General features: G+C 67.2%; 16 protein-coding genes and 1 tRNA gene. 13 read left to right on the top strand and 4 right to left on the bottom strand.

Translation table 11 applies throughout. The features are described from left to right. Nucleotides 1-89: 89 nt before the first annotated feature. The 9 genes from hppD to E7T10_RS04065 all read left to right on the top strand — a co-directional run bounded on the left by hppD (nucleotide 90) and on the right by E7T10_RS04065 (nucleotide 5,942). Nucleotides 90-1,202: a 4-hydroxyphenylpyruvate dioxygenase gene (gene hppD, locus E7T10_RS04105; protein ID WP_137720841.1), complete on the top strand. Its 1,113-nt coding sequence runs from the start codon at nucleotides 90-92 to the stop codon at nucleotides 1,200-1,202. Further along, nucleotides 1,203-1,388, top strand: coding sequence for a hypothetical protein (locus E7T10_RS04100; RefSeq protein ID WP_137720840.1), 186 nt, complete (start codon nucleotides 1,203-1,205; stop codon nucleotides 1,386-1,388). It abuts the gene before it with no gap. A 120-nt stretch (nucleotides 1,389-1,508) separates the two neighbouring features. Beyond that, nucleotides 1,509-1,706: a hypothetical protein gene (locus tag E7T10_RS04095; protein ID WP_137720839.1), complete on the top strand. Its 198-nt coding sequence runs from the start codon at nucleotides 1,509-1,511 to the stop codon at nucleotides 1,704-1,706. A 266-nt stretch (nucleotides 1,707-1,972) separates the two neighbouring features. Beyond that, nucleotides 1,973-3,037, top strand: a complete 1,065-nt coding sequence (locus E7T10_RS04090; RefSeq protein ID WP_137720838.1) for an isoaspartyl peptidase/L-asparaginase family protein — start codon at nucleotides 1,973-1,975, stop codon at nucleotides 3,035-3,037. 55 nt (nucleotides 3,038-3,092) lie between these two features. Then, nucleotides 3,093-3,359, top strand: a complete 267-nt coding sequence (locus tag E7T10_RS04085; protein ID WP_137720837.1) for a hypothetical protein — start codon at nucleotides 3,093-3,095, stop codon at nucleotides 3,357-3,359. Between the two features lie 43 nt (nucleotides 3,360-3,402). Beyond that, a complete protein-coding gene (locus tag E7T10_RS04080; RefSeq protein WP_137720836.1) occupies nucleotides 3,403-4,422 on the top strand; it encodes a fumarylacetoacetate hydrolase family protein in 1,020 nt (339 codons plus the stop codon). A 63-nt stretch (nucleotides 4,423-4,485) separates the two neighbouring features. Continuing rightward, nucleotides 4,486-5,022 carry a CcdC protein domain-containing protein gene (locus E7T10_RS04075; RefSeq protein ID WP_137720835.1) on the top strand — a complete coding sequence of 179 codons (537 nt, stop codon included), beginning with the start codon at nucleotides 4,486-4,488 and terminating at the stop codon, nucleotides 5,020-5,022. Further along, nucleotides 5,019-5,804 (top strand): hypothetical protein, encoded by a 786-nt coding sequence (locus tag E7T10_RS04070; protein WP_137720834.1) that lies wholly within the window; start codon nucleotides 5,019-5,021, stop codon nucleotides 5,802-5,804. The genes E7T10_RS04075 and E7T10_RS04070 overlap by 4 nt, the downstream gene beginning before the upstream one ends. Before the next feature lie 53 nt (nucleotides 5,805-5,857). Further along, nucleotides 5,858-5,942 (top strand) — tRNA-Leu (locus E7T10_RS04065). A 12-nt stretch (nucleotides 5,943-5,954) separates the two neighbouring features. Here the strand turns inward: E7T10_RS04065 and E7T10_RS04060 are convergent. Then, nucleotides 5,955-6,806: an alpha/beta hydrolase gene (locus tag E7T10_RS04060; RefSeq protein WP_137720833.1), complete on the bottom strand. Its 852-nt coding sequence runs from the start codon at nucleotides 6,804-6,806 to the stop codon at nucleotides 5,955-5,957. A gap of 61 nt (nucleotides 6,807-6,867) precedes the next feature. Continuing rightward, complete coding sequence (locus E7T10_RS04055; RefSeq protein WP_246846093.1) at nucleotides 6,868-8,838, bottom strand: AsmA family protein; 1,971 nt, start codon at nucleotides 8,836-8,838, stop codon at nucleotides 6,868-6,870. Between the two features lie 242 nt (nucleotides 8,839-9,080). Between E7T10_RS04055 and E7T10_RS04050 the strand changes: the two genes are divergently transcribed. Further along, nucleotides 9,081-9,386 carry a hypothetical protein gene (locus E7T10_RS04050; RefSeq protein WP_137720831.1) on the top strand — a complete coding sequence of 102 codons (306 nt, stop codon included), beginning with the start codon at nucleotides 9,081-9,083 and terminating at the stop codon, nucleotides 9,384-9,386. 75 nt (nucleotides 9,387-9,461) lie between these two features. Here E7T10_RS04050 and E7T10_RS04045 read toward each other — a convergent pair whose 3' ends face one another. Together E7T10_RS04045 and E7T10_RS04040 are read right to left on the bottom strand one after the other, a co-directional pair. Then, entirely contained in the window at nucleotides 9,462-11,573 is a 2,112-nt protein-coding gene (locus tag E7T10_RS04045; RefSeq protein ID WP_137720830.1) for a S9 family peptidase, read from the bottom strand. 69 nt (nucleotides 11,574-11,642) lie between these two features. Next, nucleotides 11,643-13,718 carry a S9 family peptidase gene (locus E7T10_RS04040; protein ID WP_137720829.1) on the bottom strand — a complete coding sequence of 692 codons (2,076 nt, stop codon included), beginning with the start codon at nucleotides 13,716-13,718 and terminating at the stop codon, nucleotides 11,643-11,645. Between the two features lie 115 nt (nucleotides 13,719-13,833). On the opposite strand from E7T10_RS04040, the gene E7T10_RS04035 reads away from it, so the two are divergent. Genes E7T10_RS04035 through amgK form a run of 3 tightly spaced genes read left to right on the top strand, consistent with a single transcriptional unit; the run spans nucleotide 13,834 to nucleotide 16,227 of the window. Continuing rightward, on the top strand, nucleotides 13,834-14,688 hold the full coding sequence (locus E7T10_RS04035) for a GNAT family N-acetyltransferase (RefSeq protein WP_137720828.1): 855 nt from the start codon (nucleotides 13,834-13,836) through the stop codon (nucleotides 14,686-14,688). Then, complete coding sequence (gene tsaE / locus E7T10_RS04030; RefSeq protein WP_137720827.1) at nucleotides 14,685-15,143, top strand: tRNA (adenosine(37)-N6)-threonylcarbamoyltransferase complex ATPase subunit type 1 TsaE; 459 nt, start codon at nucleotides 14,685-14,687, stop codon at nucleotides 15,141-15,143. The genes E7T10_RS04035 and tsaE overlap by 4 nt, the downstream gene beginning before the upstream one ends. Then, the gene (gene amgK, locus E7T10_RS04025) at nucleotides 15,136-16,227 is read left to right on the top strand and encodes an N-acetylmuramate/N-acetylglucosamine kinase AmgK (RefSeq protein ID WP_137720826.1); all 1,092 of its coding nucleotides are present in this window, start codon (nucleotides 15,136-15,138) and stop codon (nucleotides 16,225-16,227) included. The genes tsaE and amgK overlap by 8 nt, the downstream gene beginning before the upstream one ends. Nucleotides 16,228-16,240: the final 13 nt, after the last annotated feature.

Here is a 16,240-nt window from a genome sequence, read left to right as displayed (position 1 = left end):
GCTCCGTCGTCTTCTGTGACTAGGTTCCGCGCCAATCGGCGGCCCCTTTCGGTTAAGCCCGCCTCAAAAATCTGTGCGGGAGACGCGCCATGAACGACATGACCCAGGCCCAAGATCTGGCCACGCCACAGCAGATCGACCAGGAAAACCCCCTCGGCGTCGACGGTTTCGAGTTCGTCGAATTCACCGGCCCCGAGCCCGAGGCGATGATTTCGCGCCTGGAGCTGATGGGCTTCACCCAGACGCACGTGAACCCCAAGACCGACGTGGTGCGCCTGAAACAGGGTGATATCAGCTTCCTGGTGCAACGCTCGCCCAAGGGTCAGGCCGCCGACTTCGCCAGGGATCACGGCCCGTCCGCCAACGGCATGGCCTTCCGCACCACCGACGCCAAGGCCGCCTATGAGGGCGCGCTGGCCCGCGGTGCCGTCGCCGCGACGGACGCCGCCGGCGGCGCGCTGGGCGACGACTACCCCTACATCCTGCAAGGCATCGGCGGCTCGCTGCTCTATGTCATCGACCAGTATGGCGACGCCGGCTCGCTGTATGACGCCTGGGACGAGATCGAGGGCTGGGAAGAGGCCGAGCGCAAGAACTCGATGGGCCTGGAGATCCTGGACCACCTGACCCACAACGTCCGTCGCGGCCAGATGCGCACCTGGTCGGGCTTCTACAACTCGATCTTCAACTTCGAAGAGCAGAAGTATTTCGACATCAAAGGCAAGGCGACGGGCCTGTTCTCCCAGGCCATGATCGCGCCCGACCGCGCCATCCGCATCCCGCTGAACGAAAGCCAGGATGAGAACTCCCAGATCGAGGAGTTCATCCGTCGCTACAACGGCGAAGGCATCCAGCACATCGCCCTGACGACCGAGAACATCTTCGGGACGGTCGAGGCGATGAAGGAACGCGGCGTCGCCTTCCAGGACACCATCGAGACCTATTTCGAACTGATCGACAAACGCCTGCCCAACCATGGCGAGGACGTGGAGCGGATGCGCAAGAACCGCATCCTGATCGACGGTTCGGACGAGGAAGGCCTGCTGCTGCAGATCTTCACCCAGGACACCTTTGGACCGATCTTCTTCGAGATCATCCAGCGCAAGGGCAACGAAGGCTTCGGCAACGGCAACTTCCAGGCCCTGTTCGATTCCATCGAACTGGACCAGATCCGTCGCGGCGTCATCAAGGTCGACGCCTGAATGACGATGCGGCCGCCGACCTGGCTGCCCTGGCTCGGCCCGGTCCTGGCGGCCGGCGCCGGGGCCCTGGCCGGCGAAGTCTGGCTGGGCGGCGGCTTCTGGATGGTCCTGATCGCCGCCCTCCTCTGCGGCTTCGCCCCCATCGTCGGATACCAGGTCTGGAAGCGGCTGCATCACCGAGGGTGAGGCGAGCCAGACATGTGTCTTTCGCGGGCGCAGAGTCTACTCCGCGCGGATAACGGTCTTTGGGTGGACAACTTCAGGAAAGTTTGGTCAGACTTCAGGCACAACCTTGGATAGCCTCAGATGACCCGCGATCCAGTTCTACTCGTCGCCTACGCCACCCTTTCGCTCTGGACGCTGGCGACAATCATCGTCGCCCTGGTCGTCCATTATGGGAGCAGCGGCGAACAGTATCAGCCGTGGATTGTGCCAATGTGCTTGCTGACGTCTAGCGGAGCGATGCTGGTGGACCGCTTGAAAAAGTCGCGTAGCCGCCGCTGAGTCTCTCGGCCGGTGAGGGCTCTAAACCTGGCCGAGCAACGCCCCATCCGCTTGGCTGACAGCGGCCCTGCGGCACAGCAAGGCCTTCGGTGATCATCTGCAACCATCCTATTGCCGCGAACCATCCCACTGATCTTGCGACGTTTCCGATTTTCTTCGGCCAATCGACCTGACACGCCCAACGGCGGCGTTACACTGCGACCGACCGGCGTCATTGGGAAAAGTGCACAAATTGCACTGTGTTTTCGGCGCAGAGGAGGTTCACGATGCGCATCGCCTGTTCCGGACTGATTGCACTCTTTGCACTGTGTTTTTCCTCGGCTCAGGCTCAGGGGGAGGCTGAGAATGCCGCGCCGCAATGGTCTCTGGCGATCCACGGCGGGGCGGGCGTGATCGAGCGATCCAGCCTGACGCCCGAGCAGGACGCGGCCTATCGCACGGCGCTGCAAGGCGCGCTGGACGCCGGTTCGGCCGTGCTGAAAAGCGGCGGCTCGGCGCTGGATGCGGTCCAGGCCGCCGTTCAGGTCATGGAGGACGATCCCCTGTTCAACGCCGGGCGCGGGGCGGTCTTCACCGCGGCCGGCCGTAACGAACTGGACGCCGCCGTGATGAACGGGTCGGACCTGACCGCCGGGTCCGTCGCCGGCCTGACCACCACGCGTCATCCCGTCGCCGCCGCCCGCGCGGTGATGGAGCGGTCGCCCCACGTCATGCTGATCGGCCCCGGCGCCGACGCCTTCGCCGCCTCGGTCGGGCTGGAGCAGGGCGACCCGGCCTTCTTCTTCACCGAGCGGCGCTGGCAGGGGCTGGTCAAGGCCCTGACCGAGGCCGGACAACCGATCCCCGAACGCCCCGCCGGCGCGCCTCTGCCGGGCGCCCAGGCCGAAGTCGCCCCGCCCCTGAACGAGAAGAAGTTCGGCACGGTCGGCGCCGTGGCGCTGGACAGCCAGGGTCGTCTCGCCGCCGCCACCTCGACCGGCGGCATGACCGCCAAACGCTGGGGACGAGTCGGCGACGTGCCGATAATCGGCGCCGGCACCTATGCCTCCAACGCCGACGGCTGCGCGGTGTCCGCCACCGGCGACGGCGAATATTTCATCCGCGCCACCGTCGCCCGCGACATCTGCGCGCGGATTGCGGGAGGCGCGGCGACGCAGGCCGCCGGTCAGGCGGAGATCGCCGACGCCGATCGTCTGGGCGGCAAGGGCGGCGTCATCGTCATGGGCCTGGATGGCCGCCCCGCCTTCGCCATGTCCACCTCGGGCATGTATCGCGGCGCGGTCTCCTCGACCGACCCCGCCCGCGTCGCCATCTACGCCGACGAACCCTGAGCAGCCGTTCAGACCAATTAGACGAATTAGACTCTTTTTTCCCAGACCGAGACCCATGCTTGCATCCGATGACGAACTGACCGTGATGGCCAACGAGGAGCTGGATGCCGCCTGCGCCATGCCCTTCGTCGAGGTCAGGAAGATCACGCCGTGGGGCGACAGCTATGAGGGTTTCGCCCCGTCCGGCCGTACGGTCGAGGTCGAGCGTCGCTATCTGTGGGCCGTCGAGCCCGAGGGCGGCGTCATCGTCGAGGTCGAGGTCCGCGACCGCGCCGCGCGCACCGGCGCCGAGGCCCGCGCCCTGCTGACGGCCGCCGACTGATTCCGCCGTTCCCAACATCGCAAATCCGGTCTAGGCCTTGGTCATGAAACTCGCCTCGCTCAAGCACGGCCGCGACGGCCGCCTCGTTGTCGTCTCTCAGGACCTGAACTGGTTCACCGACGCCTTCCTGATCGCCCCGACGCTGCAGGCGGCGCTGGATGACTGGGACCGCTGCGGTCCTCGCCTGGAGGCCCTGGCCGAAAGTCTGGAGCATGAGGCCGTGCCGCGCGGCCGTTTCCATGAGCGCGACGCCGCCTCCCCCCTGCCCCGCGCCTATCAGTGGGCGGACGGCTCGGCCTATGTGAACCACGTCGAACTGGTGCGGAAGGCGCGCGGCGCCGAAATGCCCGAGAGCTTCTGGACCGACCCGCTGATGTACCAGGGCGGCTCGGACGGCTTCCTGTCGCCGCGCGATCCGATCCCGCTAGCTGACGAGGCCTGGGGCTGCGACCTGGAGGCCGAGATCGTGGTGGTCGTCGGCGACGTGCCGCAGGGCGCGACGCGCGAACAGGCGCTCGACGCCATTCGCCTGGTCGGCCTGGTCAACGACGTGAGCCTGCGCAACCTAATCCCGGCCGAACTGGCCAAGGGTTTCGGCTTCGTCCAATCCAAGCCCGCCAGCGCCCTGTCGCCGGTCCTGGTCACGCCCGCCGCGCTGGGCGACCGATGGAAGGACGGCAAGCTGCACGGCGCCCTGTCGGTGCAGTTGAACGGCCAGGATTTCGGCAAGGCCGACGCCGGCGTCGACATGACCTTCGACTTCGGAACCCTGATCGCTCACCTGGCCAAGACCCGGTCGCTGGGCGCCGGGACCATCATCGGTTCGGGCACGGTGTCGAACAAGGACGCCGACGGCGGCCCCGGCAAGCCGGTTTCGGAAGGCGGCCTGGGCTACTCCTGCATCGCCGAGGTCCGCACGGTCGAGACGATCCTGCGCGGCGCGGCCGAGACGCCCTTCCTGAAACACGGCGACACGGTGCGGATCGAAATGCTGGACGCGCGTCATCATTCGATCTTCGGCGCCATCGAACAGACCGTAGCGCCGCTATCCAGCGCGGACTGACGCCGCTAGGGTGCTGGCAGCGGCCTCGGGGGAGGCCGTATCCTGTCTTTGGGGAGAGACGACGTGCCGCCTGAAAAACTGATCCCGCTGCTCATGATCCCGATCATGCTGGTGGTCGTGTTGCTGAAGAACCGCAGGAAGCGCGTGCTTAAGCCGCACCTGCTGTGGGTCATGCCGGCCATCGTCCTGCCGTTGATCGGCCTGGGCATCTGGGGTTCGGCGCAGAACCCGAACATGGCCCATGCGCCGTTCGGCCCCGACGCCTGGGCGGTTCTGGCCATCGGCGGCCTCCTGGGCGGCGTCGCCGGCTGGTATCGCGGCAAGACCGTCACCATCGAAAAAGAGCCGGACGGCGCACTGATGGCCCAGGCCTCGCCGCTGGGGCTGATCCTGCTGGTCGTGCTGTTCGCCGGCCGGTCGTTGCTGCGCGACCTGATCGAAAGCCACGCCGCCGCCTGGCATCTGAACGCCCTGGCCGTCACCGACGCCTTCCTGGTCTTCGCCATGGGCCTGATCGTGATGCAGCGCGTCGAAATGTACATCCGCGCCCGCCGCATCCAGTCCGGCGGCACGGACAGCCATGTGGAGGTCGTCGCATGAAGAACGCCGTAGTCGCTCTCGCTGTCGCCTTGTCGGCCGGCTCAGCCGTCTCGCAGGATGCGCCGAACACCGGCGAAGACTGGGATCTGGTCAAGGACGCCCGAAAGAAATCGACGATCGCTTACGTCACGACCACGCCGGGCCTGTCGATCGCGACTCGCTGCATGGACGGAGCCTATTCGGCGCTGCTGTTCGGGTTGCCGGAGGTGGCGCGCCGGACGAAGACACGCCCGATCACGATCATCTTTCGAGACGAAGAAGCCAAGGAATGGCGCTGGAACGTCACGACAGATCGTGCGGGGGCCGTCGCTGATTTTCCTGCGCCTTTTGCGCGCGAACTTCGCCTGGGCGGGCGAATTCAGATCATCGTGCCCGATGGCGGCGGCGCGGGTCGAAACCTCCGCTATGATCTGGAACTCCCTGCGTCCGGTTCGGCGATCGACGAGACCCTGACGGCCTGCGGCCGCCCGCTTGTTGACCCTCGCGACCAGGAACTCGACGCCATCTCCGAGGAAGGTCTGCAGGTTGGAATGCGATGGGCGCGCCAGATCCGTCCGCGCTATCCCGCCAACAACTATTCGGAAGGTTTCGCCGTCGCCACATGCGTCGCCCAACCTGACGGTCGCTTGCGCGACTGCGTCATCGAAACCGAACATCCCACTGATGGTCGCTTCGGCGAAGCGGTGCTCAAGGCGGCCCGCGACGCCACCGTCGCCTATGACGGCGACCAACCGACTGCGCCGCGCATGATGGCCTTCCGCGTCAACTTCATTATGCAGTGACACAAAGGCTGGACCCGCCTCATCCCTCTGTGGCATGAGGCGATCCTTCCGCTGCGGGCGTGGTGGAATTGGTAGACGCGCTGGACTCAAAATCCAGTTCCGAAAGGAGTGCCGGTTCGACCCCGGCCGCCCGCACCACTCTTCGTCGGTTCAGCCCAGCTGCCGGTGGAAGAAGTCCGTCACATCGGCCAGCACTGTCGCCTTCTTGCGGAACAGGGGCGAGAAGGTCGCGATCAGGTCGGCGTGGTCCAGACCTGGATAAAGCTTGGCCTCTGAGCGCCCGCCAACCGCGCGCATCCGCTGATCCAGAATGACCGTGTCCTCGTCGTGGACCACCGTGTCGGCCGTGCCGTGACCCAGCCAGATCGGCGGGGCGTCACGACGCACGAAGGTCACGGGCTGGGTCAGGGTCGGGTCCGGCGCACGGCCGAAGGCGTTCTGCGACGCCGCCACATCGAACGGCAGGAAGTCGTAAGGGCCTGCGAGACCTGCGGCCGCCTTGATCAGATCGGGCCGGCCGACGGCGGCCATATAGCGTCGGTCCAGGGCGATCATCATCGCCAGATGCGCGCCCGCAGAATGGCCCAGCACGCCCAGCCGCGCCGGATCGCCGCCATATTGACCGACCACCTCGGCCGCCTTGGCCGTGGCGGCGGCCGCGTCCTCGATGAAGGCCGGGAAGACGACCTGGGGCACGATGCGGTAGTCCGGCAGGGCGACCACGAACCCGCGCGCAGCCAAGGCTTGCGCCGCCCAGCCATACTGGCTGCGCGAGCCCGAATCCCAGCCGCCGCCATAGAAGAAGACCAGGGTCGGATAGGGGCCAGGCGCGGTCGGCGCATAGAGATCCATCTGCTGGCGCGGATCGTCGCCATAGGGAATGTCGCGCGCGACGCGTCGCACGCCGCCGTCTCTCGGTCCCAAGGTGTTCAGCAGGCTCAGCGGCGAGCATGCGGCGGCGAGAAGCGCAAGGGCAGGTGCGAACAGTCCACGGCGTGTCATGCAAAAGGCTCCATCACCCACAATACGCTTGGATCGCCGGATCGGTCGTCGTCATCAACGATCAGCGGGCGTTGGCGATCAGCCGGCCGCAATCGGCGTCCTCGGCCAGGCCCGGATCGACGAAGGCGAACAGGGCCGTCACCGGCGCCACCACCGCGCCCAGCAGGCCCGCCAGACCGCCCTGCGACACCACCGAACCGACATCGACCCCGACCTTGGGCGCGGTCAGGGGGCCCGAGACTGTGATCGGCGCCCAAAGGCGCAACAGTCGCGGCTTCTTGGATTCGCCCTCGATCCGCAGGTTCATCGTCTCGGCGCCCAGGTTGATGCTGCCCTTGCCCTGGGCCAGCACCACATCGGTGTCGATGACGAAGGTGCGGGCGGTCGCCGTGCCGTTGCTGACGTTGAAATCGGCGACGGCGCAGCGGATCTGGCTTTCGGACTGATCTCCGCTCAGCAGCTTCAGCAGCCCCGCGCTGGCGTTGATGCCCAGAAGTTCGGCGAAGGCCGCCCGCATCTTGCCGTTCGGCACCACCAGGCTGAGCGAGCCTTTCGATGCGGCGGCGAAATCATGGATGGAGGCGCCCGGCCCCTCCAGCTTCGCCCGTCCCAGCGCCCTGCCGGTGACGGGCGCCGAGCCGTTGCGCGCCGGGATGATGGACTCCAGCGGATAGCCGGCCAGACGCAGATCGACGGTGCTGTAGGGGGCGTCCTTCGTCGCATCGATTCGCGCCGTGCCGTTCAGCGCGCCCCGGTTGAAGTCGAAGCTGATCGGATCCAGCTTCAGGATGCCGTCCTTCAGATCGGCGCCCAAGTTCACCTGACGCACGTCAAAGGCGTTCGCCTTCACCGATCCGGCCCGATAGGAAAGGGTGCCGTCCATGGTCTGCAGACGCTCGGTCTGCAGCTTGGCGTCCGGCAGCAGCTTGCCGCCGACCACGACTGGGGCCTCGGTGTCCGTGCCCGCCGCATTGGTTTGGGTCCGCGCGCCTAGGACAGCGGCCAGGTCGTCGATGTCCAGACGGCGCGAGGTCAGGTCGGCGTCGACGCGCAGCCGCTGGCCCGACTGGACCTTGACCTCGCCCGACAGATCGGAGGCTCCGACGCGTCCGTCGAAATCCTTGAAGGTCCAGATCCGCCGATCGCGGTTCAGCGCGCCCGACAGCCGGTACGGCGGCGTATTGGGCAGGGCGACGCCGGTCAGCAGATAGAGGTCCGACATATTGCGGCCTTGGATCGTCATGGTCGCATCAAACCGTCCCAGATCGAATGGTCGAGTGATCGCCCCCTTGGCGACCAGGGACGAGTCCGCGCCGGTCACATCCGCCTCGAACAGATAGGGACGGTCGCGCCGGATGTTGATGAAGGGACCGCCCTCGATCCTGACGGTCATGGGCGCGCCGCGGACATCGCCGCGCCCGTTCAGCACGAAACCGGCCTGGCCGCTGGATGCTTCACGCGCATTGACCGCCGCCTCCAGCGTCAGTCCGCGCCTCTGCTCCTCAAAGGTCAGCTGGCCGTCCCTGATCACCAGTTGTTGGATGACCGGCAGGTTCAGCCCTGCGCCGTCATCAGGCTTGTTGGGATTCAACTGCCAGCTCTTGCGGCCGTCCTTGGTGGAGATCAGCACAACTCGGGGCCGGGTGAAGCTCAGCAGGGGCATCTCCACCTGCCCGGCCAGCAGCTTTCTCAGCCGAACCGAGGCCTGGACCTCATCGACGTCGGCCGTGTCGCGATCGCGCGCCCAGTCGGGGCCGCCGATTTTCAGCCCCCGCACCACGGCGGACGGCGTCCAGCTGAACAGATTGACGTCCAGATCGCCGGTCAGGGCGATTTCGCGATCGTATTTGACGGACGCCCAGCGGCCGATGGGCCCGCGCAGCATGTTCCAGTCGAACAGGGCCAGGAAGAGAACCACGGCCGCCACGAGAACCAGCACCACGCCCGCCGCCCATTTTTCCGCAGCCCCCGGTCGTCGAGCCGCCGCATAGACGGGATCGTTGTCGCGCACCCAGTCGCGCCAGGCGCGCAAACGCGCCCCGGCCGGAGCCCACGCCCGCTGGTTCAGGTCGGCCCGAAAAGTGCGCCAATTCCGTGGGTTCGACAATCGCTCGTCTCCGTCAGCCAGAGGAAACGCGCCAGCCCCGGTTTGGCGCCGCAGGGTCAGCTTGTCGTCGATCTGACGCGAAGTTGTCGCATAATCTTTACAAATCTCAGGATCGCCGCATAATTCGTCAGAGTCCTGATCTTAATTCAGGCCGTGGAGGACTGCCGATGACCCGTTTTCTGACCCCCGCCCTGATCGCCGCCGCCCTGGCGACCGCAACGACGCCGGCGCTGGCGCAAAGTCCGCGCCCCGCCGAGCGCGCGGCCGTGCTGCAAACGGTCAGGGTATGCGGAACCGACGTGGCCTCACGCACGGCCTATCAGCGCGACCACGGCGCGACGCCGACCTTCGTCACCGCGCAACAGGCCGTCGCCGCCTATCAGTCGGGCCAGCGATGGGCCGCGCCGCGCTGCATGACCGCGCATCAGTATGATCGCCTGGCCGGCGCGCCGATGCAGCGCGCGGCGCTCTGATCCCGATCAAACGGGCATGAAGAAGGGGCGCGGTCGTCGGACCGCGCCCCTTTTTGTCGTCCGGACGGACCCCTGTTACTGCGTCGGCGTCAGATATTTGTTCAGCCAGCCGAACACCTCATTGTGCCATTGCAGGCTGTTGGCCGGCTTCAGCACCCAATGGTTTTCGTTGGGGAAGACGATCAGACGGCTGTCGATGCCGCGCCGTTGCAGGGCGGTGAAGGTCGACAGGCCCTGGGCGGTCGGGATGCGGAAGTCGCGGTCGCCCTGAACCACCAGCATCGGCGTCTTCCAGTTGTCGACATGGTTGGCCGGGTTGAACTTCTGATAGCCCTCAGGCTTGTCCCAAGGCGTGCCGCCGTATTCCCACTCGGTGAACCACAGCTCTTCGGTCGAATAGCCCATGCCGAAGGTGTCGAAGACGCCGTCGTGGTTGACCAGGCACTTGAACTCATTGGACCAGTTGCCGGCGATCCAGTTGATCATATAGCCGCCGTAGGAGGCGCCCAGCGCACAGGCGTTGTCGCCGTCCAGGAAGCTGTATTTCGCCTGAGCCGCCGCCCAGCCTTTCTGCAAGTCTTCCAGCGGGCGGTCGCCCCAGTGTTGGCTGATCGCGTCGGTGAAGGCCTGACCGTAGCCGGTCGAGCCGTGGAAATCGATCATCACCACCGCATAGCCCGCGCCCGCATAGGTTTCGGGGTTCCAGCGATAAGACCAGCCGTCTCCGAACGAACCCTGCGGCCCGCCGTGGATCAGGAAGGCGACCGGATATTTGCGGCCCTCGACGTATCCGGCCGGCTTGATGACATAGCCATGGACCGTTTCGTTGTTCCAGCCAGCGAAGCTGAACTGCTCATACTCGCCGAACTGTTTGGCGGCGAAGGCGGGGTTGGACTGCGTCAGACGACGCGGCATTTCGCGACCCAGATAGGTCTTGAAATACAGGTCGCCCGGCTCGCGCAGGCTGTCCTGGGCGAAGACGAAGCCCGACGGCGTCTGTTGGAAGGCCGAGACGTGGCCCGCGCCCGTGATCGGCGTCACCACGCCGTTGCGCGTATCCACCGAAAACAGCTTGGTCGAGCCGACGTCGCCTGCCGTGGTGTACAGCGTCTGCCCATCGCGCGACCATTGCAGCGTGTCGGCCGAGCGATCCCAGTTCGTGGCGATCTCACGCTTCTGGCCCGTTTCGACGTCCATCAGCACGATCTGATAGCGGTCGGCTTCAAAACCCGGCCGCGCCATGGCGCGATAGGCCAGGGTCCGTCCGTCCGGCGAGAAGACCGGGCCGGTGTCCCAGGCGTCGTTTCCGTCGGTCAGATTGGTGAAGGTGCCGTCGCCCGACAGGCCGTTGGTCTTCCACAGGTCGAAGTTGGTGCTCCACGGCTCGGTCTGACCGGCCAGCCGCGCCGAGAAGACCACGGCGTCGCCCGCGGGCGTGAAGACGAACTCGCTTTCGTCGCCGAAGGGTTTGGAGGGCGTGTCGCCGTCAAAGCCCTTGGTGATCCAGACCGGCGTGCCCGTGGCCTTGCCGTCGCGGCCGATCGACTGGACGAACAGGTGGTTCTGGGTGTGGTCGTTCCAGGTGTCCCAATGACGCACGAACATGCGGTCATAGACCTGGCCCGTCGTCTTCTGCTCGGCGATGGCCTTGCCCTGCTGGACCGAGGCGTTCAGGTCGGCAGCATTCGGATAGACGGCCAGGGACACGGCCACCTTGTCGCCCGTCGGGCTGATCCGATAGGCGTTCACGTCGGTCGGCAGGTTGGTCACCTGAACCGGCGCCGATGTGGGCGAGGCGACGCGCCAGACCTGGCTCGCGCCCGACTTGCCCGACAGGAAGTACAGATTGCCGTCCCCGCCCCAGCGCGCGGTGTTGGCGCCCTGATCCGAGATGGCCAGGCGGCGCGGGGCCGTGTCCGGCGCGTTCAGGTCCAGGATCCACAGGCTGCCGGCGCGGCTGTTGGCCTGAACATCGGTGGTCGTTACCGAATAGACGACATAGCGGCCGTCCGGCGACACCTGCGGATCGCCCAGCCGGTTGGCCGAGATCATGTCCTGATAGGTGAAGGCGTCCGGCGTCGCGGGCGCGGCCGGAACCGGCGCGGGCGGCACCTGGGCCAGGGCAGGCGCGGCGCTCATCAGCGCAACAGCCGCGCAGGCGGCGGACAGAAGGGAACGGTGACGCATCAAGATCTTCCTCGCGAAGCTTTCTGGCCGCGAGGCGTAGCACCCTGCCAAGGCGCGTCAATGGGTCGCTCAGCCCGCCGGCGCCGTATAGCGACCCACCCAATCCAGGATTTCCTGCTGCCAATCGACCCAGGTGCGGGGTTTCAGCACCCAGTGGTTCTCGTCCGGCACATGGACGAAGCGGCTGGGCACGCCCTGACGCTGAAGCGCCGAGAAGGTCGCCAGTCCCTGCTCCATCGGCACGCGGAAGTCCTTGGAGCCATGCAGTACCAGCATCGGCTTCGTCCAGTCGCCGGCGTAGGTCTCAGGGTTGAAGGCGTCATAGACGGCCTTGCGCTCCCAGCTCGGTCCGCCGAACTCCCAGATGAAGTTGCCGATATCCATGGCGTTCATCAGCTGCGGCACGTCGAACACCCCGGCGTGGTTGACCAGGCAGCGCCACGGCCCGTTCCACTTGCCGGCGATCATATTGACCATATAGCCGCCGTAGGAGGCGCCCAGCGCACAGGCCCGGTCGCCGTCGATCCACGGATTGTTCGACAGTGCCGCCGCCCAGCCCTTCTGCAGATCCTCCAGCGGCCGATCGCCCCAGTGATCGTTGATCGCGTCGGTGAAGGCTTGGCCATAACCGGGCGAGCCGTGGAAGTTGATCATCACCACCGCATAGCCCGCCGCCGTATAGACCTGCGGGTTCCAGCGGTAGGACCAGTTCTCGGTCCAGGGCGATTTCGGCCCGCCGTGGATCAGATAGACCGCCGGATAGCGCCGCCCCTCGACCGCGCCCGCCGGCTTGAACACCCAGCCCTGCACCGGCTCATTGTTCCAGCCTGCGAAGGTGAAGACCTCGCCTTTCGGCAGGTCCAGCTGCGCCAGCACCTCGGCGTTCTGTCGGCTGATCTGGCGCGGTTCGCCGCGCGTCTGAACGAAGATCTGCGTCGGGGCGACGAAGCTTTCGTGGGCGTAGGCCAGAACACCGGCCTTCTCCTCATAGGCGCCGACCGTGCCGTTTCCGGTCAGGGGCGTGATCCGGCCGGTGCGGGCGTCGACCGAGAACAGCCGGTTCTGCCCCTCGTCCGCCGCCGAGACCAGCAGCGACCGGCCGTCGGTGCGCCATTGCAGGCCGCCCGCGCCGCGATCCCAGTCGGTCAGTTTCCTCGCGCCGGAGCCGTCGGCCTCAGCCACCCAGACCGCCGCCTGATCCCCGCCGACGTTCTCGCGCGGGCCCGACAGCCAGGCCAGCTGGCGACCGTTCGGAGAGAAGACCGGATTGCCGTCCGATCCCTTGTTGCCTTCCGTCAGATTGACCGGCGCGCCGCCGTCGAGGCTGACGCGGAAGACGTCGCTGTTGCTGGTGAAGGCCTCGCCCGCGCCTTGCGTCTGCGTGCCGTAGACCAGCGTCCGGCCGTCCGGCGAAATGTCGAAACTGGAATCGCCGGCCGAGACATCGGCGTCCAGGCCCGCCATCAGATCGCGCGGTTCGCCGCCACTCAAACCCGACCCGTTCAGCGGCTGAACGAACAGATGGGTGCGGCGCGTATCGACCCAGTGGTCGAAGTCGCGCAGCGGCAGACGGTCATAGGTCTGGAGCGTCGACTTGCCCCGGGCATCCAGCCGCGTCTTGGTGCAGGCCAGGGTGTCGCAATCGACGAAGACCGAGACGGCCAGGACCAGCGACCTGCCGTCCGGCGCGATGCGGAACCCCGACACGTCGAAAGGCAGGGTCGTCACCTGGGCCGCCGCCATGCCGGCCGCATCCGTGCGCCAGACCTGGTTCGACCCGCCCCGCGACGACAGGAAATAGATCGTCCCGCCGTCCGGCGCCCAGCGCGCGCCCGAGGCGCCGCCTTCCGAGATCGCCAACTTGCGCGGCTCGCCACCCGACACGTCCGCCAGCCACAGGCCGTTGACGCCCTTGTTGCCCTCCCAGTCGGTGGTGCGCACGGCGTAGAGGATCTGGCGGCCGTCCGGCGAGACGCGCGGCTCGCTGACCCGCTCCATCATCGCCAGATCCTTCAGCGACAAGCCGCGCGATGCGGGCGCTGGGGCGGCGGCCGGCGCGGATGAGGCCTGCTGCGCCAGGCTGGGCGCGGCGGCCAGGATCAGGCTTCCAAAGGCGACCGCCGCCATCCAGCGTGAACGCGTCATGTCTTCATTCCCCACAGCTTTTCTCCAGTGATAGGGGCCGCCCGTCCGATCGCCAAGCGTCCACGACGCCGCGCATCTTGCCCCCTCCGACCGAACCGGCGACAAGCGATCCTTCATGACCGCCGCCACCCCTCCCGCCCGTCGTCAGCCCCACATCGTCGATGTGCTGATCGCCGAACGCGCGCCGCGCCTGACCGCCTCGCCGCTGTGGCCGGTCGTGCGGCCGGCGCTCTACGGCGTGCTGGGCTATGGGGCGGCGGTGCGGATGGCCGACGCCATCCGCGACCTGTCGGGGACCGAAACCTTCGATTTTGTCTCGGACCTGCTGAGGCTGAAGGTGACGACGACGAATCTGGAGCGCCTGCCCGCGACCGGCCGCTGCGTCGTCGTCTGCAACCACCCCACCGGCATCGCCGACGGGGTCGCCGTGTTCGACGCGATCAAGCAGCGGCGCAGCGACATGATCTTCTTCGCCAACGCCGACGCCATCCGCGTCTCGCCCCGGCTGGACGAGACCATCATCCCCGTCGAATGGGTCCACGACAAACGCACCCGCGAAAAGACCCGCGCCACGCTGAACGCGGCCAAGGAGGCGTTCGAGGCCGAACGCTGCGTCGTCATGTTCCCCGCCGGCCGTCTGGCGCGCGAGAAGAACGGCGTCCTGACCGATCCTGAATGGGCCCCGACCGCCGCCTCGATGGCGCGCAAACACGATGCGCCGGTCGTACCCATGCACGTCACCGGCCCGTACAGCCGGCTGTTTCACCTGTTCGATAAGGTCTCGCAGGAGCTGCGCGACGTGACCCTGTTCCACGAGTTGCTGAACAAGGAAGGCAAGCCGTTCGGCGTCGATGTCGGCCTGCCCATTCCCGCCGATCGGCTGGACGTGGACGCCGCCAAGGCCACAGAGGCGTTGAAGACCTTCACCGAGCGGACTTTGGCCGCCGACCACGACGCGGTGTTTCCATGAAGATCGCCCTGCCGGACACCGAGGCCACCACCGCCTTGGGCCAGGCCATCGCCCCCCTGCTGGCGGCGGGCGACAGTCTGCTGCTCTACGGTCCGCTGGGCATGGGAAAGTCGACCCTGGCGCGCGGCCTGATCCGCGCCCTGACCACGCCGGACGAGGACGTGCCCAGCCCGACCTTCACCCTGGTCCAGTTCTACGAAAGCGACCCTCCCGTCGCCCATTTCGACCTCTATCGCCTGACCCGGCCGGAAGAAGCGTTCGAGATCGGCCTGGACGAGGCGCTGGACGAGGGGTGCGCCCTCATCGAATGGCCCGAGCGTCTTGGCGACGATCCCGGCCGGTTCCTAGGAGCGGACCAGCTGATCATCGAAATCTCCGAACAGGGCGACGGCCGCCTTGCGACCGTTTCCGGCGTAGGCCGATGGGAAACGGGGCTGAAGGAACTGCATGTCTGACCGCGAAACCCTCCGTCTCGACTTCCTGAAGGCCGCCGGCCTGGCCGACGCCGCGCGCGCCCCCCTGCCCGGCGACGCCTCGACGCGGCGGTATGAGCGGCTGACGCCGACGACCGGTCCGACCTTGATGCTGATGGATCAGGCGCCCGCCGCCGAAAGCCAGCCCTGCGATCCGCGCTGGACGCCCGAGCAGCGTCACGCCGCCGGCTGGAACGCCGTCGCCCGCCTGTCCGCCGGCCGGATCGAGGCCTTCGCCGCCGTCGCCGCCCATCTGAAGTCCTTGGGCCTGTCCGCCCCCGTGATCCCGGCCCTGGACGCCGCCGACGGCCTGGCCGTGCTTGAGGATTTCGGCGACGCCCTGTTCGCCCGCGTGATCGAGAGCGGCGCCGACGAGACGCCGCTTTATCTGGCCGCCATCGAGGCGCTGGCCGTTCTGCATGACGCAGGCGCTCCGCCCGAAACCCTGCACGGTCCCGGCGGCGATTGGCCGCTTCTGACCTATGACGAGACGGCGCTTCAGGGCGGGGCCGATCTGTTCGTCGAATGGCTGCCGAAACTCGACGATCGGGTCCGCTTCGACGACGCCGCCGTCGCCGACTGGCGCGCGGCCTGGGCGCCCATCGTCGCCTCCGGCGCGGCCGGGGCGACGGTCATGGCCCACCGCGACTATCACGCCGAGAACCTGATCTGGCTGCCCGAGCGCGACGGCCCGGCGCGCGTCGGCATGATCGACTTCCAGGACGCGGTGCGCGCCCACCCGTCGTGGGACCTGCACTCCCTGCTTCAGGACGCCCGCCGCGACGTCTCGCCGGCGCTGGAGGCCGAGGCGCTGGACCGCTATTTCGCCCTGCGGCCCCAGGTCGACCGCGCCGACTTCATGGCCGACTACTCAGGCCTCGCCGCCCTCAACGAGGCGCGGATCATCGGCATCTTCGCCCGCCTGATCGCGCGCGACGGCAAGCCCCGTTACCGCCAGTTCCTGCCGCGCATGTGGCGGCATCTGAACGCCAATCTGGACCAGCCGGCCTTGGCGCCCGTCGCACGCTGGTTTGATCGTCACGTTCCAGCCGAGGTACGCGCATGACCGCCCCCAAGAC

Origin of the sequence: Brevundimonas sp. SGAir0440, assembly GCF_005484585.1 — a bacterium.
In the GTDB taxonomy this organism is placed as follows: domain Bacteria; phylum Pseudomonadota; class Alphaproteobacteria; order Caulobacterales; family Caulobacteraceae; genus Brevundimonas.
Note: the sequence above shows the minus strand (reverse complement) of the source record. Positions and strands in the feature narration are given on the sequence as shown.

Excerpts from the sequence above, each read along its gene's own strand:
- E7T10_RS04070 (WP_137720834.1), top strand. The coding sequence starts at position 5,019 with ATGAAGAACGCCGTAGTCGCTCTCGCTGTCGCCTTGTCGGCCGGCTCA.
- E7T10_RS04095 (WP_137720839.1), top strand. The coding sequence starts at position 1,509 with ATGACCCGCGATCCAGTTCTACTCGTCGCCTACGCCACCCTTTCGCTC.
- E7T10_RS04100 (WP_137720840.1), top strand. The coding sequence starts at position 1,203 with ATGACGATGCGGCCGCCGACCTGGCTGCCCTGGCTCGGCCCGGTCCTG.
- E7T10_RS04045 (WP_137720830.1), bottom strand. The coding sequence starts at position 11,573 with ATGCGTCACCGTTCCCTTCTGTCCGCCGCCTGCGCGGCTGTTGCGCTG.
- E7T10_RS04035 (WP_137720828.1), top strand. The coding sequence starts at position 13,834 with ATGACCGCCGCCACCCCTCCCGCCCGTCGTCAGCCCCACATCGTCGAT.
- tsaE (WP_137720827.1), top strand. The coding sequence starts at position 14,685 with ATGAAGATCGCCCTGCCGGACACCGAGGCCACCACCGCCTTGGGCCAG.
- E7T10_RS04060 (WP_137720833.1), bottom strand. The coding sequence starts at position 6,806 with ATGACACGCCGTGGACTGTTCGCACCTGCCCTTGCGCTTCTCGCCGCC.
- E7T10_RS04085 (WP_137720837.1), top strand. The coding sequence starts at position 3,093 with ATGCTTGCATCCGATGACGAACTGACCGTGATGGCCAACGAGGAGCTG.
- E7T10_RS04040 (WP_137720829.1), bottom strand. The coding sequence starts at position 13,718 with ATGACGCGTTCACGCTGGATGGCGGCGGTCGCCTTTGGAAGCCTGATC.
- E7T10_RS04090 (WP_137720838.1), top strand. The coding sequence starts at position 1,973 with ATGCGCATCGCCTGTTCCGGACTGATTGCACTCTTTGCACTGTGTTTT.
- E7T10_RS04050 (WP_137720831.1), top strand. The coding sequence starts at position 9,081 with ATGACCCGTTTTCTGACCCCCGCCCTGATCGCCGCCGCCCTGGCGACC.
- hppD (WP_137720841.1), top strand. The coding sequence starts at position 90 with ATGAACGACATGACCCAGGCCCAAGATCTGGCCACGCCACAGCAGATC.
- amgK (WP_137720826.1), top strand. The coding sequence starts at position 15,136 with ATGTCTGACCGCGAAACCCTCCGTCTCGACTTCCTGAAGGCCGCCGGC.
- E7T10_RS04080 (WP_137720836.1), top strand. The coding sequence starts at position 3,403 with ATGAAACTCGCCTCGCTCAAGCACGGCCGCGACGGCCGCCTCGTTGTC.